The 17,769-nt window shown below is 42.7% G+C and carries 14 protein-coding genes; 10 read left to right on the plus strand and 4 right to left on the minus strand.

Going from position 1 to position 17,769, the window contains the following annotated elements; translation table 11 throughout:
- Positions 1–232 precede the first annotated feature (232 nt).
- From KIK04_RS15535 to KIK04_RS15550, 4 genes are all read right to left on the minus strand, one after another.
- Positions 233–718 carry a DUF5381 family protein gene (locus KIK04_RS15535; protein ID WP_232274539.1) on the minus strand — a complete coding sequence of 162 codons (486 nt, stop codon included), beginning with the start codon at positions 716–718 and terminating at the stop codon, positions 233–235.
- On the minus strand, positions 702–1,706 hold the full coding sequence (locus tag KIK04_RS15540) for a hypothetical protein (RefSeq protein WP_232274540.1): 1,005 nt from the start codon (positions 1,704–1,706) through the stop codon (positions 702–704). Before KIK04_RS15540 ends, KIK04_RS15535 begins: the two co-directional genes overlap by 17 nt.
- Before the next feature lie 47 nt (positions 1,707–1,753).
- The gene (locus KIK04_RS15545; RefSeq protein WP_232274541.1) at positions 1,754–2,881 is read right to left on the minus strand and encodes a WXG100 family type VII secretion target; all 1,128 of its coding nucleotides are present in this window, start codon (positions 2,879–2,881) and stop codon (positions 1,754–1,756) included.
- Between the two features lie 152 nt (positions 2,882–3,033).
- Positions 3,034–3,714: an MOSC domain-containing protein gene (locus tag KIK04_RS15550; RefSeq protein ID WP_232274542.1), complete on the minus strand. Its 681-nt coding sequence runs from the start codon at positions 3,712–3,714 to the stop codon at positions 3,034–3,036.
- Positions 3,715–3,900: 186 nt separating this feature from the next.
- Here KIK04_RS15550 and KIK04_RS15555 point away from each other — a divergent pair, with 186 nt between their 5' ends.
- From KIK04_RS15555 to KIK04_RS15600, 10 genes are all read left to right on the plus strand, one after another.
- A complete protein-coding gene (locus tag KIK04_RS15555) occupies positions 3,901–4,884 on the plus strand; it encodes a helix-turn-helix domain-containing protein (RefSeq protein WP_232274543.1) in 984 nt (327 codons plus the stop codon).
- 769 nt (positions 4,885–5,653) lie between these two features.
- On the plus strand, positions 5,654–6,412 hold the full coding sequence (gene cas6, locus KIK04_RS15560; RefSeq protein WP_232274544.1) for a CRISPR-associated endoribonuclease Cas6: 759 nt from the start codon (positions 5,654–5,656) through the stop codon (positions 6,410–6,412).
- Positions 6,413–6,564: 152 nt separating this feature from the next.
- A complete protein-coding gene (locus KIK04_RS15565) occupies positions 6,565–7,572 on the plus strand; it encodes a DUF6602 domain-containing protein (RefSeq protein ID WP_232274545.1) in 1,008 nt (335 codons plus the stop codon).
- Between the two features lie 36 nt (positions 7,573–7,608).
- Positions 7,609–9,159, plus strand: coding sequence for a Cas10/Cmr2 second palm domain-containing protein (locus KIK04_RS15570; protein ID WP_232274546.1), 1,551 nt, complete (start codon positions 7,609–7,611; stop codon positions 9,157–9,159).
- The gene (locus tag KIK04_RS15575) at positions 9,156–9,923 is read left to right on the plus strand and encodes a hypothetical protein (protein WP_232274547.1); all 768 of its coding nucleotides are present in this window, start codon (positions 9,156–9,158) and stop codon (positions 9,921–9,923) included. The genes KIK04_RS15570 and KIK04_RS15575 overlap by 4 nt, the downstream gene beginning before the upstream one ends.
- Positions 9,920–11,590: a hypothetical protein gene (locus KIK04_RS15580; protein WP_232274548.1), complete on the plus strand. Its 1,671-nt coding sequence runs from the start codon at positions 9,920–9,922 to the stop codon at positions 11,588–11,590. The genes KIK04_RS15575 and KIK04_RS15580 overlap by 4 nt, the downstream gene beginning before the upstream one ends.
- Positions 11,583–13,049 (plus strand): RAMP superfamily CRISPR-associated protein, encoded by a 1,467-nt coding sequence (locus KIK04_RS15585; protein ID WP_232274549.1) that lies wholly within the window; start codon positions 11,583–11,585, stop codon positions 13,047–13,049. Before KIK04_RS15580 ends, KIK04_RS15585 begins: the two co-directional genes overlap by 8 nt.
- Positions 13,046–13,477, plus strand: coding sequence for a hypothetical protein (locus tag KIK04_RS15590; RefSeq protein WP_232274550.1), 432 nt, complete (start codon positions 13,046–13,048; stop codon positions 13,475–13,477). Before KIK04_RS15585 ends, KIK04_RS15590 begins: the two co-directional genes overlap by 4 nt.
- Before the next feature lie 5 nt (positions 13,478–13,482).
- Positions 13,483–15,870 (plus strand): hypothetical protein, encoded by a 2,388-nt coding sequence (locus KIK04_RS15595; RefSeq protein WP_232274551.1) that lies wholly within the window; start codon positions 13,483–13,485, stop codon positions 15,868–15,870.
- Positions 15,871–16,217: 347 nt separating this feature from the next.
- Complete coding sequence (locus KIK04_RS15600; protein WP_232274552.1) at positions 16,218–17,510, plus strand: helix-turn-helix domain-containing protein; 1,293 nt, start codon at positions 16,218–16,220, stop codon at positions 17,508–17,510.
- Positions 17,511–17,769: the final 259 nt, after the last annotated feature.

Here is a 17,769-nt window from a genome sequence, read left to right on the forward strand (position 1 = left end):
ATTGGATACGTGCGGTATTCCTTATGTCAGGATTGCTATCTGCGATGAAAATGGGGTGTTTCGTATTGAATCCTCCCTTCAAAAGGTTTTGATACAATATGTATCCACCTATCTGTCTATCTATCGAAAACACGAACTATAAAGTAAGACGGGACGGAGTGGAGGAGAGCTAAGAGAAAGCACTTAGTCGTAAACTTTTCATTTAGCTCTCCCGTTCCCCCACCGCGCTAAGCTAACGCCGCAACCCGCGCTCATTAACGAGCTGGCGAAGTTGCTTGAGCGCACGGGAAAGTTCCTCGTCCGTCATCAAATAGTAAGTATTTGCAATCACTGTAGTGCCGTTCTGCTGTTCAAACACGAACTGTGGAAATTTAGGGAACAGTCCTTTTTGAATACCCGACGATGTCAATTCGACTTTGCGAATTTGCGACCAAGCGACTTGGTCGCGGTTCGTCCACACATGTTGATGATCATACGATAGCAGCACTGTATTCCGCTTCAGGAGATGAATAAGGCTCGCTACAAAATAAGGGCCAAAAAACGTATATCCAATTAGTGCAGCCGTGATCGAAAAGAAGCGGCGTAATCCCGAAATATGCTCGGTCAACATGCCTGAATAGGCTAAAAAAGTGCTGCCTAGTAATAGAAGTAGTGAAGCGGTCGCTTTCCACACTGCAACCATGCGGCGATAGCGAATAGTCTTAACTTCGTGCTGCATGATCGGTGCTCGCTTTCATCGCAGCTGCAATTAATTGCTGGGTGCGATCTGTCCAGTGAGCTTGACTAACTGTGGTCATCCAGAGCGACGGTGGCTTCGTCAAATCGGCCTCTTTGTTGTAAATGAACCACGTACGTTCGGTTCCGATGACGAGGAACAACACGTCCGCTAGATGAGGGTATGGCTGGTCTGTCCAACTCATGGCGCTCATATTGGACATAGAATAGCCAGCTTCCTTGCAGTCCTGCCAAAATTGTGAGATCACGGCTTGATCGGCTGCCTCTAGCAATAGTTGCGGAGGAAGGGGATCAGCTTTGACTTGCACCGCGTGCTGCACCGCGTGTTGCGCCGTGTTATGCCCTGCGCCTTGCGAAGTGTCTTGCCCTGCACTTTGAGCTTGCATCGTGCTTGCGTGTTGTGCAGCTGTTTGTACTGCTGTTGCAAGCTGCTCCCATGCTTCCTCAGATAAGGCTGTCGCTAAGCGGCCATGGTCAGTTGTATGTAGAGATTGTACAGACTGTTCGAACTGTGGTTCAAACAACGGCTCCAAATGCGCAGCCATTTCAGCTGGCTGAATCCACGTAAGCACATGGATCAGTGAATCCGTTGCCAAATGGTACAGAACACGCTCCGGCTCGGTGTGCAGAAGATGCATCGTTAAGACACGTTCGCTACTGTCCGTCGTATGGACGCAGCGCACCATGGAGCGGGCTATGGTGATCTGCTCCAACATCGACTCTAGCTCGGGATGAAAATACGTCTGCATGGTCAGCTCGTCCCAGCGTTCCATGTATCCTTTGGCGATGAGACCGTGGGCTGCCGTCCGTAAAATAAGCTCCCAGCTCTGCTCCGTCATTTGCTCATCGGGATAAAAGGATTTCAACAAACCTGCTGCCATATCGTCGGCACCTTTTGCTGACAATGCAAATCCAAGCTCCTCCACAGACAATATGAATGTAACATTATTTTCAACAATGCTTTGCATCATGTTCCTCCATACGTACATTTTGATTGCGTCTTATTCAAACTTGCTCATTATTTAAATTTCTGCCACAGCCATCGTAATCCCTTCTCGACGACTGGCGCTATATGATCTCCGGCAAATGAGCCGACAGTCCCACCAACATAGGCACCTACGGCGGCTCCGACAGGCCCACCGATTAGCCCCAGCGTTCCACCTGCCAGCGCTCCCACGTAAGTGGCGCCCGATTTAACGATAACATTTGAAGCCGCTACTGCTCCTTCTTCGGCGGTCAGTGTTCCTTTGTGCCACTTCTCAACGACACCAAGACCTTCTGACGCCACATTAAACGTCACATTGATTGGGAACAACTTTTTGGCGATCATGCCGGGTATTTTGTTTGTCTTCATACCAGATTGATTTTGATTCACGCCGACGACAACGTTTTTTACCCAATGAGGGAAGTTGTTCGCGCGGTTAAGCCCTAGACCGAAGTTAACGCCTAGTTTGCTCGACCATTTATCAAAGCCTTTAAGGGCGCTTAGCACTCGCCCGGGGTGGTGGAATTGCTTGTCCATCGAACGGGCCATCTTTTTCATAAACTCGTTGCTGCCGCGGCCTTTGACCCATTGTGCCGTATGAATGACGGCTCGTCCGTGATGTCCTGGCTTTCTATTGAAGCCGACGGTGCCGGACAGGACCATCGCTGCGGCAACACCGCTGTAAAAGGCGGTTCCGTACTTTTCTAGATTATCTCGCAGACCTAGGCCGCCGCCCATCCCACCGATTACAGAGGAGGTGACCGTTCCATCATGGGCTGCTCCGTTAGTACTTCCTGTGCTGGCTCCTGCTGTTGGGTCAGAACCATGTGTCCCTGTAGAACTATCTACGCCAGCCGTACCGTTACTGTTTCCACCAGTCATGGCCCCATCGCTCGTTCCATCCGCCTGACTGAATCGTACAGCTATCGTGTTCAACTCTTGGCCGATGCCCTGCATCGTGGACACGCATTGACCTAACAGTGCGCGTGAACGATGAAAGTCGTGAAAAAATTGCTGCTGCGTGATACCGTTCCAACGCGATTCTAAGGAAGAAAGTTGTCTGCTCAGTTGTTCAATGAGCTGTGAACTCTGTTCGCTTGCACGCGAAAATTGATTAGAGACTGCTGTTAGCTGTTCAGGGGTGACCTGAATTTTTGTCATTGCATCCACCTCTAAGGAAAATGTACCCATTATATAGATTCATCTCTCATTAACCAAATCCTGCTTGGACCAAACAACGGAAATAAAAAGAGGCACGCCTACTCTATTAGTAGGGGCGCCTCATGTTTATATTTCATTTATATGAATAGTAACTAGCTTCCACTAATTCGTGCGCTCGTATCCGTAACCTCGCCACCGAGCCGCTTCGTGAACGTTGCCCGCCAGCTTCTCGACAGCGCTTTAACAGCTAGCATTTTCCGAACGCCGTCTTCGCCGTCCCGTTTATGATGCATCACTTCGTTCGCATACTGGACCGTCACGCCGTTCGGGTCCACGCTAATCCGCTCTAGCTTATCGTCCGGACGGACAAGGCCTGGTTGCAGCACGCGGACATAATAGCCGGTATACCCCGTATCCTGCATCCACACCGGAACTTCCTTCATATCATAGCGAGCCGCTACTTTAAAGCAGGGCTGGCGCGGTTGCGAAATTTGCACGACAGCTTCGCCTAGCTTAAATGTATCACCGACATGGATTTCATGTTCCAACATACCGCTCGTCGTAATATTCTCGCCAAATGCTGCGTGCGGCAGCTCGCGATTCCACTCACTCGACCAATAGGCATAATGCTCCGCAGCGTATACGCATACGGCTTTATCTCGGCCGCCATGATGCTTCGTATCCGCAACGCCGTCGCCCTCGAAGCCAAGCTCATGGAGCATCGTCGGCTCGGAAAGCGGTTGCTTCACCATACCCGACAGCACAGGCTTCCCTCTGTACACCAAGCTCTCGCTCGGCATCGCTACATTTAAAGAAACAATCGTACCTTGCATGTGAAAAGTACCTCCTCTATGATAAAAGAAAATGTGCTCTAGCTAGCTCTATCATGCTCGTCATGAGAGGCATGCATTTAGATTGTATACACTTTACCATAAGCCAAACTTGCAGAACAATAACTTTTAACCCTTACTATATTAAAGCTTTGTGAACCTACGAGCTGCGCAGACAGGGGGATGCAAATGCCAGTCGACAACAAAGGTGATGAACAGCAGCTGGAGCCACAAACGAATCGATCTGCCAACGGCGTACGGATATTTCGAGCCGAGCAAGAGCTGCAAGCTAATCTACCTTTTAAAATGTACACGCGCAACGAGTCTATCGGCAACATATGGGACCATACTCATGATTACATCCAAATCTGGTATGTAGTCAAGGGGGAGTTTAAACATACGATCAACCACCGCTCTTATAAAATGGTGCGCGGCAACTTGTTCGTCATCCCACCGTTCGCGGTGCATCGGGTCGAGACGATTCCGAATCAGGAGCTGGAAGTGATAGGATGCGAGTTTTTGCCTCATTTTATTAACGAGCGCTTTGAACATGCGGCTGCGGATAGCAGTAAGGACTGTTTTGACTTTTCTTATTTGGAGCAATTTTTGACGGATGAGGAGCAGGTGACGCCTAAGGTGGCGTTTACAGGTAAGGCCGATACGGAAGTGAAGCGGCTGCTTCATGAGATGTTGGATGAGCACCGTGAGGCGGATCGCTTTTTTGAACTTGTATTGAAGGCGAATTTGCTAAAGCTGCTATCCATCATTATTCGTGAATACACGCGCATGGCGGAGCAGGATCAGTTGAATGATGGGCAAGGTGAGCGAGTTGAAAAATACCGCGAGCTCATGATGTCCGCCATCGAGTACATAAACGGCCATTTTGCTGAGGAACTGCGGCTTGAGCGGTTGTGCAGACAGTTTAACATTTCCAAAACGTACTTCTGCTATTTGTTTAAAATTTTTACGGGCAACACGTTCAACGACTATGTCATCGATTTGCGCGTCCGTCAGGCGGCGGAGTGGCTGCTTGCTACCGATATGACCGTGACCGAAATTTGCTTCGGCGTGGGCTTTAACGATTTGGCCTATTTCTCACGTATGTTTAAGCGGCAGACGGGTGTGACCCCGACTCATTTTAAAAAGAATGCGCAAACTTTGAAAATGAAGTAGGGCTTTAGGATATGGTTCTGAGCGAAGGAACTGAGGCTGGGTGAGGAATTAATTGTGAAAAAACTTTTTTTGGTTCAAAGGTTTGAAGATCTAATAAAAGGAAGCTTTTTTTGTCGTCGACCCTCAATCGCGTAAATAGCACGGGGGATCGACGACATTTTGATAAGCGAAGTTGCTATACGGGATGAAGGTTTGTGAGTTTTTATGTATTTAATTACATACAAATGGCGGGCGGGAGTGGATTTTGAAGAATAAGATGAAAAAACGTTGTGTAGCAAGGGTTTCGAATGATTGCGACTTGGTGTAAAATGGGGTTTGTATCGTACCTATAAGGAATTGAAACCCGCCACCGCCCCTCATGCCACCAATGATTTTGATAGGTTTGTATCGTACCTATAAGGAATTGAAACTCCAAAGAAAGAATTCACATGAACGGTCGAGTTATCGTTTGTATCGTACCTATAAGGAATTGAAACCGAAACACTGTGTAATCGTCGCCATTCGTGTCGTAATCGGTTTGTATCGTACCTATAAAGAATTGAAATTACGTACATTTTTCTGTCATGTTGACGAACTTTTTTTCAATTGTAATATCCCCTAAAGTGGATAGTGCCCTCGTTACAAAATCCTATAACAATCCCCACTTTTCAGCATCAGAAATTATTTTATTCATGTACCAACTCAAAATGTAAAACCACCCTAAAAATCTGGTAAAATAGTAAAGATTATATTTCGAAAAGTACGATTTTAACTACATGAAGGTGAGTATATGCGTCTAAAGCTTGTATTATCTAGTCCGAATGGGCTGGAGCTGCCGTTGGGCTACCAGCAAATGCTGCAAGGTATTATTTATCGAACTTTATCGAATCCAGATTTAGCAGAGTTTATGCATGATGAAGGATTTTTTTATGGAAAGCGCTCGTACAAATTGTTTACGTTCAGTCAGCTGCGAGGGAAGAGCACGGTGGATAAGCGGCGGGCGACGATTGCTTTTAGAGGTACCGTGACTTGGGAAATTAGTTCCGTTATTACGGAAATGATCGAGGATTTGGCGGTGCAATTTTTGTTGTCTTCGTATATCGAAATGAATGGTCACCGCGTGCGGGTGCTGCAAGTGTCGACGGAGCGGGAGGAGCAATTGCCGAGTACGGGGCCTTGGCTTGTCCAAATGATTTCCCCTGTTACGGTCTACCAGACGGAATTGCGAGATGAGCGGAAATATACGAAGTATATGGAGCCTAGTGAGCCTTTGTTTGCCGAGTTGATTACACAAAATATGCAGCGTAAATATTGCGCTTTTACGGGCGAGAAGGATGTCGATTTCTCGATTCGTCCTGTTCAGGTAAGTACGCAGGATAAGGTGCTTACGTATTATAAGAAGTTTTTGATTGTGGGTTGGAAAGGAATCTATGAGCTGTCGGGTCCGGCGGATGTGCTTGCTTTTTCTTATTTTGCGGGATTAGGCAGTAAGGCATCGCAAGGATATGGAATGTACCGGCTGATAGGTAGTGAGAAGACTAAAACGTAGAGTGGCCATTCGTTATTCGAATGGTCATTTTTTATATGTTCTTTTTTTACATTCTAAAATATGGATGGCGAAGAAAATATAATCTATACTATACTCATGGATTATTTTACTAATATATTACTTGAAATATTCCCTGAGAGCGAGGAGATAAAATGACAGAAAAGAACGAAAAAAATGTAATGTTTAAAATTAATAAAAATTACAATTACATAAACACAATGATGGTAGACGAGCTGGAACTTTCTTCTGACCATGATGGATTAACTGGTAACTATCGTGAGGAAATGTGGTTGAAATTTTTTAGAAGTATTATTCCGCAGAAATACGCGATGGCACAGGGAGTCAAGATTATTGATTCAGATGGTAAAGTATCGAATGAAGTCGATATTGCGGTATTTGACGAGCAGTATACACCTTATGTATTTCAATATAATACATTGAAGTTTATCCCGATTGAAGCGGTTGTTATCGCAATCGAATGTAAAAGTACAGGTTTGCCTGAAGATGACCTTATAGAATGGGCTAATAGAATTGATAAGCTAAATACAAAAAATTCCGGAGTCGCCCGCATGGTAGCTGGTTACGCAACCGGATTAACAAATCCTACGCAAAAGAAAACACGTCCTCTAAAAATATTGGCTTGCACAAAAACAGGCAAAACAGAACGAACGATAAAAAATTTAAAAGAGGACTACGGTAACCATTTCGATATCATTATCTCAAAAATGCAAAGAGAGAGCACGAAGTTTGAGGTCGTGATTCCATTTGAGACCAAATCACTGGAGTGGTGGGGGCAGCGATTAAACAATGTGAATGACGAGCTTTATACGGCTGAACAGTTAGAGAATAAGCTAGGGCTTCAGAATTTCTCTGCTAGCCCAAAGAAACTCACAGATGAGCAAATGAAACTGCAGAAACTCCAGACAGATTTATGCCCTGAACTTTCATTTGATGATGAATTTTACCTTACCAACACACTAGCGGAATTAAAGGTAGAAGATAATCCTTTACTCTCTCTAAATTTCCAATTAAATCAGCTCCTTATGCTTATTAATAACCCCATGCTGTTCCCGCATTTTGCGTACGCCAAACAATTTAACAAGATTATTAACGATGAGAAAAAGAAAGAGAAAGCCGAACAGCAAAGCGTAAAGCAATAACGACCAACCCATACAAGCAGAGAGCGAGGGTAATATATGGCTGCCTATGTATTCATAGATGTATCGCATAAGCAAGAATATATTTTTAAACATAATAAGTTGAAAGACAATTTGTACAATTCATTTGTGATTAAAGTAGTCAGCGAGGTTGATGATATTGCTGATCTTGATACCTCTGAATATATAAAAGCTACTTTAAAGGGACATTTAAATGAAAATTTCAAAGGCAGTCACGATGTTAAATATTCTGGTGGAGGCAACAGTATTATACGGTTTGAAACAGAGGAAGCTGCCAAAAGTTTTGTGAAGAATTACTCAACAAAAGTGTTGAAGGACTATCCTGACTTGGAGCTGTATATGAGTATCGTGGATGATTCTGAAATCACTGCGACCGAAAAAGGAGACAAGGAAATTCGCAGGAAGCTGCATCAAAAGGCGGATGAGCTGAAAGATAAGCGTCAGGTTAAATTTAGACGCTGGACGTATGGTGTGGAGAAGATTGATGAGACGGGACAAGCTGAGCTTAGCGGTGCTGTAAAGCGTGAACATAAGCTGTCTAAGAGGTATTTATACCACAAGTTTGAAGAGAAGACACAGGGCACGTCAATTAAGGTGACACAAGAATTACAAGATTACAAGAGCACCGAGGAAGGTAAAAGCTATATCGGGGTTATCGTGATTGACGGCAATAAAATGGGAGATATGGTAAACCAAATATCTTCTTTTGAAGAACTGGGGCAATTCAGTCAGTGCATTGGTGAGTTGTATGAATCGGCAGTCATTGATGTGCTAAAAGCATTTCAACAAGAAGGTACATCATTATTAATCACGCCAATCGTGATGGCTGGAGATGATATTTGCTTAATTGTGCAGTCCGATCATGCCATTGAAATAGCGGGAACCATTGTAACACGTATTCAGGAGTTGTCCCGTGATGAAAAGTATAGAGCTGCTTTAGGGAGATTCATGGACGGTATGCAAGAGATGACAGCTTGTGCGGGAGTTGCGATTGCCAGATACAATCACCCGTTTTTTGAGACGGTAAAAACGGCCGAAATGCTGTGCAAGCGAGCCAAAGAAGAGATTTATCAAGTGAAGACGGACGATAACGGTGTCGCCAATGCTTCCTTTATTCATTGGAACGTTATTCAAGGTCAAGTACTTTCGGCACAAACCTATGAAGACGGTGTGAGGCATGGTAACGACGTAGAGCGGTTTCATATGAAGCCGTTGCGGATTGATCAGACAGAAGCCGTAGAGAACGGTATTTACAGCTATGAATCGTTTGTACACGCAGTGAAAGAGATACAGCAAGCGCAGGTGAATCAAGAATTAAGCAGCTCTGTGCTGGAAGGGATAAAAAACGTGATTTACTCTGGCAAGGAATCGTACGAACTGTATTTTGACAAAAATCAAACCGAAGCATGCCATAAGGTTACGCAAATCATGCATGAGGCGTTCAATTGCAATCGTTATGGTGCAATGCAAGAGGAGCAAGGGAAATCTCTGATATATACCTATTTGCTGAATGATGTGATAGATGCACTACCTTATTTGAACCAGAAGCGGGAGGCTGCCAAGCGATGAGGATCGATCAAGATTACAAAATTGAGGTGCGTCTTGATAGCGAAGCGATATTTAGCAGCGGTGAAAAGGAGCGCAATCTCGTTCAGACCAAAGTGTTGGCAGACCGTCACGGCTTCGTTTATTTTCATGCGAAATCCTTTAAAGGCCAGCTGAAACGGCAGGCGTTCTGGTTGCTGGAGAGGTATAGTGAAATTGATAAGGAGCTGGAGAAGTCCTTTTTTTCATCGATTGTCGTCTTGTTTGGGATTAACAAGGAAGAAATAGAGCTATTCGACATTGAAAAGTTAGCATCAGATGATGAAACATTCAAAGGGAACTATGTTCAACAGCAACCCGGTGTATTGAGATTCGGTCATTTGGAGCTGGATGAACAAGTTAAAAGACGTTTTACCGCGCTGCAATCCGAAGATCAAGCAACCGGGTATTTTCGAGTAACGCCACACGATTTGATCGAAGCGCAAACTCATATTCGAACAGGCATTCAATTACAGGACGGCATAGTTAAAGACCGAATGCTAACCACGTACCATACCGTGAAACAGGGGTTAGTCTTCTACTCTTCGCTTACCTTTGACTCTACTATTTTCAAAGAAGAGGATGGAAATAAGGAGCTTCATATTGAAAATTTGCAGCGTATTGTCTCCTCATTCCGACGAATTGGCGCGGGCATACATAGAGGGCGCGGCGAAGTTACCGCAAGACTGCTCGTGGATGGGCAAGCGACATGCAGCAAGCACGATAGCAAAGTAGGTGGAACCGCATGAAACGGTATAGTGTCATCGAAATTGTAAACCTTGAGCCTCTGAAAATCGGCGCGGTGGGAAGTAAAGCGAACCAAACGGAGCCTTCAAAAGATTATGTGCCAGGTTCTACGATTAGAGGGGCCATGATTAGTCAATTAATCCACAATAACTCTTTTGATGAGCATCAAAAGGAAATTCTTACGAAGTTGGAGTGCTATAACGCTTATCCTTATCACGGCGAACATATCTATTTGCCTACACCGCAACATTTGCGGATGAACAAGCATCAGTGGCGAAAAGCAAAGGTGCTGGCAAGAAGCAGCGATGAAGAACAGATGCAGACGATCAAGATATCTAATTTATTGGATACTTGTAAGGAGCAGGACGGAGAGCAGGATAAAAATACGCTCGAGTTCCGGTTTCTATCCGTGCAAGATAAGAACATCAGAGGAATGAACGCAGTCAAGGAGTACCGTCTCCATCACAATATGAGTCGCAAGCAGGACGAGAAGGAACGAGACAATCTGTTCCGCTATCAGGCGCTGGCAGCAGGCCATACATTTCGGGCGATTGTCAGCTATGATCAATCCATTGAGCATGTCATTGTTCCAGTTCTCAAGCAATCCACGAAATGGTATTTGGGTGGTGCAAAAGGTTCGGGCTATGGCTTATGTCAACTTCGTCTCATTGCGCACGTTCAGACTGATTTTCATGCCGCGAAAAAAGCTCTGGGTCTGCATACAGCTGCTATGCCAACGGCCGATAAGCTAACGATAACTTGCTTGTCAGATTGCATATGCCGCGATACATATGGACAACCCGTCAATGCTATTCCGACGGATGAAATAGAAAGCTTAATCGGCGTGCCAGTCAAGTTAAAGCGACAATATGTGCAGACAGGCATTACAGAAGGGTATAACGCGACATGGAAAGCTCGCTATCCAAAAGAAACAACGTTAAAGGCGGGATCTGTGCTTGAATACGAGTTACAAAAAGAATTAACACAGCAAGAAAAAATCCAAATGATTCAAGCGCTAGAAAGCAAGCTTATTGGTTATCGGACGCAAGATGGTTTCGGTTGGATTGGGGCGGAGATGTCAAATCCAGCACAGCAATTGCTAGTGGTAAAAGCCGTACAGCCATTGTCGGAGCAGCAGAAGCACAATGCGGCTGCAATGCATCAGGAACAACAAAGAACAGCGGAAGTAGATCGGGTTCTGGACATCATTATCTCAGGATTGAAGCCAGCCAAGGAGCGTTGGCTGGAAATGATTTATGTAAAATCACGGAGCCAGTCTTCGGAAGGGGAGCCGGATTCTAATCGTATCCTCATTTCCGATCAATTAAATCGTCACCAGCTCGAACAAATGAGAAAATTGTTGGAGCAACGACAGAAGCAGTTGGAGGAAGGTGAATTACCAACTATGCCTGATTCTATCGAAAGGTATTACAAAAAGGACAATCGTTTGTGCTCTGTTGCGGGGTGCAATTTTACAGAAATATTAGAGTTTATATGCACAACAAATCGTCAATCCAATGGCTTAATGCAATTTGCTAAACAACGATTGGACAGCACCAAGGGCGAATTGTTCTATTCTAAGGCCTCGTTAAAGGAAAAGCTATTTATTGCTGAACTGTTGCACGCAGGTTTATATATTGAGCAAAGGAGGGCGGGCAAAAGTGAATAAGGCGATAACGTACTATTTTACGATTCGAGCGATTTCTCCTGTTTATTTTGGTGACAGTGAAAAAGGATCGGTGGTGAAAAATTGGAAAGGAGAGCCGATTGTGTTAGGCAATGCACTTGGTGGGGCACTAAGGGATTATGTTCAGCGAATTTTGCAATCTTTGAATAAGGATGGACAGGAACAAGATAGGAAAAAGGTAGAGGAATTGATCTATGGAAGTTTAGGCGGTCAAAGGAAAGGTTCTTCTACGCTTGAGGAGAGTAGCATTTATATTAGTGACGGACATATTCATTACGCTGAGCTTGGCAAAAAGGAAGGAACGGCAATTGACCCGCAATATGGATCAGCAAAAGATCAGCATAAATATACGTTAGAGTATTTACCGATAGGGACAGAAATTCATTTTCGAATTGAATGTGATGTTTTGTTAGATAGAGAGACAGAGACAGCCAAAGAGGAGCAACAATTGCGTGTACAAGATTTTCATACCATGATTGGCACTTGGGCAAAAGGAATTGCCACTCAACAACTACTGCTAGGCGGTCAAAAAAGCAACGGCTTCGGCAGGTTTGAGCTAATAGAGCTGCAAAGGGTAGAGTTTGCACTGAACAGCAAGGATGCGCTGGATGAGTATATTTTTCGGCGTGAAAGTGCAGAGCGTACACCCATTGACTGGCAGGCGTTAGCACAACTAGAAACCAAGCAAGAACAAGTTCAAGTAATCTCGTTCTTCATGTCGGGCTATTTTCCATATGGGGTTTATCAGAGCTTTAACTTAGATAAAAATCGAGTGAAACAGGAGCGTGAATTGACGGGCTTGCAGACTAGACAAAGTGGCTATTACATGCCTGCTACCAGTCTGAAAGGTCTGATGAGGAATGAAGTTGCTTTGTTAATCAAGCGTATGCTCATGGATGAACCTATAGATGCCGACGAATTGAATAACAAAGTGAATGCAAAATGTGCGGAATGGTTCGGCAGTTTGAATCAGAGAGGTAAAGTCGTATTTTCCGATATCGAATTTGAAAACAGTAAGCTTGTACAAATGGAGAGGCCTAAACAGAAAGACGAAAATGGTGCTGAGCCAGATAAACATCCCGTCTATATTAAAATTGATCGCTTAACAGGCGGGGGGTATTCCAAAGCCTTGAAACATCAGCAAGAAGTTCAGGGGGCAGCTACTATTCGGTTTGAGCTTGTAAAAGGTGTGAACAGCGGGCCAGAGGAGGAAGAAGGATTTATTTTTCCATTGGTGTATGTGCTGCGTAGAATAGGAGCGGGTCATGTTCCACTCGGTGGTAGAACTGTAATTGGCCTAGGGCAATTCGCGGCAGATAAAGTCAAAATTGAAATCGGTCAAAACTGTACGGAGATTGAAACGACCGAGGCGTTAACGGAACAAAGCAAGGCATGGTTGAAGCAGCATTTTGAGGACTTTAAAGGGTGGTGCAAGAAGTGAAGATGCATACGATACTTGATCAGTATGAGTGGGGCAAACTTATAGCTGATGACAGTAATTATGTCATCGCTCATTTATTGGACAAGGTGCTGATTGGGAAAGTAGCTGAACTAGAGGATAAGAAGAGGGTTGCTTTTGAAAAAGCTCTTGAAAACAAAACGTTGCTTGAGGCACATTTCTTTAACGAGAGGCGAGAAGTTTTTGTGGGCAGACACGATCAGCAGTTGGTCGTATATGCACCGTTAGAGCATACGAATGGCTCAGAGGACTCGGAGCCGCCAGTTGTACTGCGCTCATATGCTGTGGAACAAAATTGCAATGCAAACGGATATAAATTTTTGGAAGTGAAAGAGTATTTTAATTACGACGAGGAAAGTCATTTAGCATATGTGGAAAAAACGGTTTTATATCGACTGGTAAAGGGGTGAATAACATGCGTAATGATAGATATAAACACACAGGACATAAGGATAAAGGTAAGAAGCAAGGAAATAAATCCAATCCCTCTGTAAATGTAACGCTTCCGTACGATTTTGTACCATTTGCAGAAGAAGAGAATCGAATCTACCCGTACGAGTGCACGGAACAAAACAACAATCTTCCGAAGCATAATGATTTTCAAGGATTAAGCGGGACAATTGACTATGAAATTACACCTTATTCTGATCTAGCCATCGAAGTCAGAACAACGTGGAATGAGGAGCTATTTTTTAGCGGAAGTTCTATACGGGGGAAAATACGTTCAAATGCGGAAATATTGAGCGCCAGTTATCCGGAATTTATTGACCGCTCGGAGATGGTTTATAGGGATATTTCGAGTCCTCTGTACCGCAATAGAGCTCAATCACAACACGGAATACCCAATAGAGCGAGTAGGGACTTAGGAATAGAAAGAACGATTCAGGTTGGATTTTTAAGAAAAATAGGTAATCAATTTTATGTCACTCCAGCAAAAAAGTTTGATGATAAATATTTTTTGTCCATCAAGGAGCATCGTTTGATGCATATGGGCGTTGCTGGGAAACAATACTATAGTATTTACGAATGGAATAATAAAAACATTATCGAATTTAACAATTTACAGTCTGAAATTGAGAAAAAAACAAAACAAATAAAGCTGAAAAGAGAGCTGCTAAAAGGGAAACTAAATATTATCGAAGGGGAAATCACTAAAATTTTTACAGACATTTTTTCGTTGTTTAAAAAGCTAGGCGATATAAAGATAAAAGGCCTTGATCATGTTAAAGACCAATTATTGTTGAAATTAAAAGAGATTAAACCTTATAGTTTGACAGAAAAAGAGCTGTTTTTACTTCATGAACTATATCAGTTATATGCTGATAGATGGGGATGTAAAGTGAAAATGTATCTAATGTACAACAGGCTCAGACCAAACGAAGATTTTATCCCTTATCAAAGAAGTGTCTATTATAAAAAAGCAGCTAATAAGCAAGGTATTGAATATATATCAACCAATCATTCAACAGAAGTGAAACAAAAGGGTTATCTATTTAACTCAACTAATGCGAGTTCGAAGCGGAGTCACTATTTTGTACTTGGCCCCAATGACGAATTGAAAAATGAATATTTAGTACCTCAATCCGTAATTAATGGATACAATAGAAATCTGAAAAAATTCAGGATTACCAATTCTAAACGGAATGATATTGTAAAATCATTTTATAATATTTTCGATAATTATGAAGCAGTTATTCAATTAATGATTTCGTCAAATGAAGTTAAAGAAGAGGATGCTGCACAAGGAGTTATTGTATTTTATCATAGTTGTGAACCTTCAGTTGAAAAAGAGATTGTAAGTATTGGTCGAACACCGTACTTCAAAGTTCCATATAAAAATCAACTTGAAGATTTAATTGGAGTTAGAGAGAACGGCAAGTTGGATTATGCCAATGCTTTATTTGGTTTCGCGCCTGATAGTCAAAGAAAAGAGCCCAATTATCATATTGCTTACAAGTCGAGGCTTCGTTTTAGTCCAGTTGATATTCCCTATAAAGGAACTTTTGAGCCTGAAGTAGTTAAAGATTTTGTACTTATGACACCTTCTGCAACAGCGAACGGGATGTATATTCAACAAAATGAAGCAGAAAATATAACGTATGAAGACGATGAAGTCAAATTAAACGGATACAAATATTATCATGTACTAAAAGAGCACATTGTCCCAACACAAAAAACAAAACAGATTGAACAAACATCTAAAGAAGATGAAAACACTAGCAATATGTTCTCCACACGAAAAGTGTTGAAGGCTGACGAGCTTAATAAGGCTACAGACAAGATTCGAGGTAAGGTTTATTTCCGTAATTTATCCGATGAAGAATTAGGCCTGCTGCTGCTTAGTCTGGATTGGAGAGAGGTACTTACTTCTAAAAAGTATAGCGAGAATGTAACCGATCTTAAAGCTTTGCAAGATAAATCCTATGAGTTAATAGGTGGAGCCAAACCTTATGGATACGGCAAGGTGAAAATTGAAATCAAAAGTTTGCAGCTTGAAAAAAAGGGTAATGATTTTGATTCTCTTATCTTGAACCCGACTGAAGCGCATTCGGAACGTGCTGTGTACATCGATCAATTTATTACTGTTATGGGCGGCGAACAGTATTTTAAGAAAAATCAATTTAAGCCATTTATTCAGAGTAAACTGGAAAAGAGCTTTAATACGAACGGGGATGGCACGGTAAGAAATCCAAAACATGTTAACTGGGATAATATAACTGAAGAGATAGGTAAGGAAAAAAGAAGTGGTAAAGGAGGAGGATACCCTAAATCATGGCGGTTGAGTAAATCGAAATCAGAATAAGGTTGCTTTAACGTTTTGTCGTCGATTTCTAATAGCTTATAGTTACAGGGATCGACGACAATTCACAAAATTGATGACGATATTTTGCTTCTGTTACATAATCGTTTATATGATTGGATTTTATGAGACGATGGATTCCCCAGTTTACTCTATGCTTAGTTATATCGTATGAGTTGAAATAGGGATTCTTATATACCTATAAGTAAGTATACCCAGCCATTCTTTTACACGCTCCTTCGATCGACAGCAATACTCGAAAAAAGTCGAAAAATGAAATAATTTACAAATTTATTATTATAAAGTAATATATAAATAGTTTCGCTGTACAATCGAAGGAAGGTGAGGATGTGGGAACTGATACAGCAATCCTGTCCACGCTCGGTCAGCTTATTCAGCAATATCGGCGCGACCAAGGCGTAACTTTTCAACAACTGTCTGATCGCACAGGAGTGAAGCAAGAGTCCATCGTAAATATAGAGAACGGCATATCGAAAAGGCCAGACTATTTTACAATTCAGTCTCTAGCAACTGCGCTAAACATACCTTTAATCGAGATAGTAGAGCGCTTTCTTCTTATTGAACAGCGTTCAGAAGAACTTTTACATATGCTTAAAGAATCCGCATCTATGAAAAATGCCTCTATCACAACTAACATTGCCTTTCATTTTTTGGCTTCACAAGACGAGGATAGCTTTACGTTACTGCACAAACTGTATGATACGGTACAGCAGCTCATTTGTGACGCTCCAACCAAACTATTTTTATACGATATCATTATTAATTTTGGACGAAGCCACGGTATTCAGTCATGTACAGCAAAAGGAGCGCTACAAAAATATTTTGTGGAGCGGAACGATTTTAGTAAGCTGCAAGAAACGTTCTATTCAGGAAAGTACGTGCTGCACTACGTCCCTTATTTAAGTAATGAGGAGCGTATTTCGCTCTATTACAAATTAGGTGTGCACGCCTACAATTTGCGCAAGTTTGATGAGTGTATTGAATTGTGCGAGAAAGTGATTATTGAAGATGAAGTGGATAGTAACTTTAAGGCGTACTCTACGCTAGCTATTTGTTCTTCCTATTACTATCAGGAAAAATACGACCTAGCTGAGGTCTATCTTGGCATTCTGAGTTCATTTGATAGTTCAATTGTGGACGAGAATATCTTGCTGATGACAGGCTTGCTTAACAGTAAGAAGGGTGAGGTCGATCTCGCGATCAAGCAGCTTCAGCAAAGCTTTCAGACAGCCGCCATCAAAATTAATGTTGTTACGGAGCTGTTTGATTTGTATTTGTTCAAGAACAACTTTGAGGCGATCGAGGATTTGTTGAAGATGGAGTTTCAATTTACAGAGTCGAATATGATGAATCCGTATCTTTACTCCGAGTATGCACACTACTATTTGAAGAAGGGAGGATATTTAAGTAGAGTAGGCCAATGCGATGAGGCTGTTGATTCTCTCGTAAAAAGTATCGCCATGTTCGGCAAAATTAATGGTCTTGAAGGTGTGTACGAGTGCATGGAGCTTATGTTTCATGCTTTGAACAATAACTCGAATTCAAAGGCAGAAATGCAGGAGAAAGTGACAAGACTCTTTATGGATTTGAAACTGGTGAATGTAAAGGAGAATCCAAAATGAGAAAAATCATAATGTGCAAATTTGTCGTTACTGTATTGGGAGCGACCCTTTTGTTTACTCCAGCGGCTGTGAGTACATATCAGAATGAAACCAGTTTTTTTGCGGAAGGTCCTGTGGTTCCGTGGTCTTGAAATTGAATCGGTAGCGGATTCGCGGTCCATATAGGTGAGCAACAGACGAGGAGTTACATACTTGGGTATGACCTGATCGTAGTAGTAAATAACAAAGAAAATTCCCCCGACAAAAGAACAATTTCTTT

It is taken from the genome of Paenibacillus sp. 481 (assembly GCF_021223605.1).
GTDB lineage: Bacteria > Bacillota > Bacilli > Paenibacillales > Paenibacillaceae > Paenibacillus_B.